The 3,158-nt window shown below is 62.8% G+C and carries 3 protein-coding genes; 1 reads left to right on the top strand and 2 read right to left on the bottom strand.

The window, feature by feature from the left end; genetic code table 11:
* On the bottom strand, positions 1 to 303 hold a 303-nt coding region (locus tag FOZ70_RS03660; RefSeq protein WP_219704963.1), incomplete at its 3' end, for a hypothetical protein.
* A gap of 225 nt (positions 304 to 528) precedes the next feature.
* Between FOZ70_RS03660 and FOZ70_RS03665 the strand changes: the two genes are divergently transcribed.
* Entirely contained in the window at positions 529 to 1,953 is a 1,425-nt protein-coding gene (locus FOZ70_RS03665) for an MFS transporter (RefSeq protein ID WP_219704964.1), read from the top strand.
* 229 nt (positions 1,954 to 2,182) lie between these two features.
* Here the strand turns inward: FOZ70_RS03665 and FOZ70_RS03670 are convergent, their stop codons facing one another.
* Positions 2,183 to 2,926 (bottom strand): 2OG-Fe(II) oxygenase, encoded by a 744-nt coding sequence (locus tag FOZ70_RS03670; protein ID WP_219704965.1) that lies wholly within the window; start codon positions 2,924 to 2,926, stop codon positions 2,183 to 2,185.
* Between the last annotated feature and the right edge of the window lie 232 nt (positions 2,927 to 3,158).

The raw sequence follows: 3,158 nt of genomic DNA on the forward strand, positions 1-3,158 counted from the left end.
AAAGGCGGGGGTTTTTGCATTGGTACGACGGAAATGTACGGCGCTGGCCAAGCAATACTGTGATCGGAGCCGAGACGGCCGACGGTCGTGGATCAGGTATCTGCCATCCCCGAGCAATCCGCCATCAAGCACCTTTGATATCCTCGGTACGTTCTCTACGTACCACGCCGATCCCCCATTAGTCAGCATTCGGTCGATGTTGATACATCCAGGGGCGATGTTTTGATGATCGACGATGCGCGACATTCGTCGAAGATGGTCGATAAATGTCGTCTTCTGACGAAAATTCCCCGCTGCATCCATCGGTCTTTCGACGAACCCTGTCGACCGGATCGGTGTGCGCCTTTCCACGAATCCACTCACGAAATCGTCATAAAAATCTATGCGCATAAAGTCCGTTCGCACGGCATGCGCGGCAGAGCGAGGAGCAGGCCCTTCGGGGTAATATCGCCATTCGTCCCGATTCCCGGTGCTTTCAGGCATCCGCTGGCGGTCGGTGTCCTCCGTATTCCGTCCCTCGCACAGTTCATGACTGACAGCCCTGCCCAAGGTAGTCGGACGACCGACTTCTTGCCGTATCTCGTCGCCGCAACGTTCTTCATGGAGTACCTCGACACGACCGTGATCGCGACCGCGCTGCCGCAAATGGCGCGTTCGTTCGGTGTCGGTCCGAACGCGCTGAGCCTCGGGATGACGGCCTATATGCTGGCGCTGGCGGTGTTCATCCCGATCAGCGGCTGGATCGCGGACCGCTATGGCTCGCGTACGGTATTCGCGAGTGCGATTGTCGTCTTTACCGGTGCGTCGGTGCTGTGCGGGCTGTCCGAAGGTGTCGTGACGTTCACGGCTGCACGGCTGCTGCAGGGCGTCGGCGGGGCAATGATGGTGCCGGTCGGACGGATGATCGTCGTGCGCAGCACCGAGAAGGCGAAGCTGATGCGAGCGATCGCGACGATCACGTGGCCGGGCATCGTCGCGCCTGTCGTCGGGCCGCCGATCGGCGGCTTCATCACGACTTATGCGTCATGGCGCTGGATCTTCCTGTTGAACGTCCCGTTCGGTATCGCCGCGCTCGTCTGTACCTGGCTGATCGTCCGGAACACGCGGGCCGACGAGCAACGGCCGCTCGACTGGGCTGGATTCGTGCTGGCCGGTGGTGCATTGACCTGTCTGTTGATCGGTACCGAAGCGGCCGGCCAGCAGGATGTCGACTTCACGCGCGCGGGCGTCCTGGTGGGGGCGAGCGTGCTGTTCGGCGCGGCCGCGTGGTGGCATGCGCGACGCTGCGCGCATCCGCTGCTCGACTTCGCCACGCTAAAGGTGCCGACCTTCTCGGTGACGGTGATCTCCGGCTCGGTCACGCGGATGGCGATCAACGCCGTACCGTACCTGCTGCCGCTGTTGTTCCAGATCGGCTTCGGGTTGTCGCCGTTCCAGTCCGGCCTGTTGCTGCTCGCGAGTGCGCTCGGCAATCTGGGGATGAAGGCGGGAACGTCGTGGATTCTCGACCGATATGGTTTCCGGCGCGTTGCACTCGTCGACGTGACAATTGTCGGCATCTTCACGATTGCGTGCGGCTGGCTGACCGCGTCGACGCCACTGGCGATCACGCTGCTCGTCGTATTCGTCTACGGACTCACGCGGTCGATGCAGTTCACGACGCTCGCGACACTCGCCTATGCGGATATCCCGGCTCATCAGACGAGTGCAGCCAGCACGCTGTGGAGTGCCGCACAGCAGATGACGATCGGGATGGGGATCGCGTTCGGGGCATTGTCGCTGCGGCTCGCGGCGTTGGTGCGCGGAGATGCGGTGGGCATGCATTACGTGCTCGACGATTTCCGCTGGGCATTCGTCGCGGCCGGCGTGCTCGCGCTGCTGACGTTGCCGGGTTATGCGCGGCTGGCCTCCGATGCAGGCGATCGGCTGCGGGCGAGTGTGGCGCGAGGGTAGGTCGAACGGCGCATCCAATATGCATCGCAACAGGTGAGCGCGACTGTTTTTCGTCGCTCACCCGAAACGTCGATTCGTTGTGTTTGCGATGGCCTGGTGGTCAGCGCAGTCGGCCATTTGTCACTGCTGCGGGCGTGCGGGCAATAGCGTAGCGCGGTGCTCCCCGCGCGAACCGGAAATCATCCGCTTGACGAACGTCGGGACGACACCACGCTCGTCCTCGCTGCCGTCACTGCGCGTCATGAAAGATGATGCCGACTGTGTGACGGTGGCCACTGCGAATCCGGCTCACGCCGTGGCGCAGGTTGACGCGATAGACGCCGCGCGTCCCCTGCACGGGTCTGCCATGCACGGCGAAGATCACCGCGTCGCCTTGCATCAGCGGCACCACTTCCGCCCGTGATTGCATGCGTGGCCGCTGTTCCGTCAACACGAATTCCCCGCCCGTGAAATCGCGGCCCGGCGCCGACAGCAGGATCGCGACCTGCAGCGGAAACACGTGCTCGCCATAAAGATCCTGATGGAGACAGTTGTAGTCGTCGGGACCGTATTGCAGGATCAGCGGCGTCGGTCGCGTCTGCCCCGCCGCCCGGCAGCGATCGAGGAATGTCGTGTGGTCGTTCGGATAGCGGACGTCGATTCCGAGTGCCTGGTTCCAGCGATTCGCGATGGGTGCGAGATGCGGGTAGATCGTCGTGCGAAGCTCGGCAATGACTGCGGGCAGCGGGTACGCGAAATACTTGTATTCGCCGCGGCCGAATCCGTGCCGCGCCATCACGACGCGTGAACGATAAAGCGCATCTCGCGGATAGAGCGACGCGAGCGCATTGCATTCGTTCGTCGAAATCAGGCCCGGCACACGCGCGCATCCATAGCGATCGAGCTCGGCGCCGACAGTCGGCCAGTCGATGGCATCGACGCGTTGTGCGATGTCCAGCGATTCGACGGCAGGCTGCAGATCGGCGATGTTCACGGGCGTCCCTTGGTTCGTCAGCGATGTGGCGCCGAGTCGTGCGGAATGCCGGGAAGCATTGCGTGCGCGGTTGGAGCCACGAAGAAAGTCGATGAACCCAGTCTAACGACGTTCGTGCGCAGACGCGCTCCAGATCTTGCGCTTCAATTCGGAAGCAAGAGGGAAAAGCACGGGGCGCGCACGGACACATCGAAGGCGGCGACGTATCAGCGCGGAGAGGCGGAGAGGCGGA

Origin of the sequence: Burkholderia sp. COPS (assembly GCF_019425585.1) — a bacterium.
GTDB lineage: Bacteria > Pseudomonadota > Gammaproteobacteria > Burkholderiales > Burkholderiaceae > Burkholderia > Burkholderia cepacia.